1 protein-coding gene is annotated in these 1,031 nt (G+C 74.9%); it reads right to left on the bottom strand.

Annotated elements, in window-relative coordinates:
• Positions 1–979: hypothetical protein (locus BACI9J_RS23065; protein ID WP_236558892.1), on the bottom strand; the 979-nt coding region annotated here is incomplete at its 3' end.
• Positions 980–1,031 lie beyond the last annotated feature (52 nt).

Genomic DNA, 1,031 nt, shown 5'->3' with positions numbered 1-1,031 from the left:
CCGCAGCATCGTCGTCGCGCACGTGGGCGTCCCGCCGGTCGATCCGGACGCGCTGCCCGAGCCGTTCGAGGGCACCGGCCAGCTCGGCGGCGAAGTGCACGTCGCCCCACCCGTCGCCCTCCGGCCCGGCAGGCGCGGCGATCTTCAGCGACCAGGCGAGCGTATCGCTGGCGCGACGAGGCGTCTGACGGACCGGGGTCACCGGGCGCGCCCCCCACGGTGGCAACGGCGGCCCGGCGGAGACTGCAGCACCCCGGCCGTCGACCGAGTCCCGTCTCGCATCCCGCCAGGCCGAGAACGCGTCCACGGTGGCGGCGTCGATCGTCCGCCCGGGTTCAGTGAGTCGGACGGTCTCACCGACGTCCTCCACCAGGATCGTGGGACCCGACTGCGGTCGCTGGCGCACAGCGCACGCGTGCGTCCACCCGACGAGCGTCGTCGGCTCGTCCGTGAGCACGGGCACAGGGACGATCGCGGCCCGGGGCACAGCGAGCACGGGCTGATCGGCACCGAACACCGAGTCCCCCGTGCCGAACGGACGGTCGTCCGACCACGGGAGTGCGCCGGGACGGATGAGCAGTGCACCGTTCCTCGCCGAACCGTCCGCCGTGCGCACCGAGGCCTGCACCAGGCGGTGGACTCCGGTCTCGGCGAGTGCCAGGAGACCGCCGGCATCGATCGTCACCGAGGTGTCGACCAGCAGGAGGACCCGTCCGACCCCGGCGGCGAGGCCGGCGTTGATCGCGGACCCCAGGCCGTCCACGGGCACGGTCCGCACCCACGGCAGGCGACGCCCGAACGGGTCGACCGGCGACGCATCGGCGACGTAGCTCACGGCCCGGACGTCAGCGCCACGACCGAAGGCATCGTGGGCGACCGACACCAGCCGGGCGACCTCGGCGTGCCGGTCCGAGCGGGTCGTCACGAGCACCGTGACGTCGTGGTCCAGCCGCGGCAGCGGGTCCGGGAACCCGGCCACGCGGACGACCTCAGCCGTCGTCGCGGGCGCGGGACGGGCCTCCCGGTCGGGG

Source organism: Arthrobacter sp. 9V (assembly GCF_902506065.1).
Lineage (GTDB): Bacteria > Actinomycetota > Actinomycetes > Actinomycetales > Micrococcaceae > Arthrobacter.
Note: the sequence above shows the minus strand (reverse complement) of the source record. Positions and strands in the feature narration are given on the sequence as shown.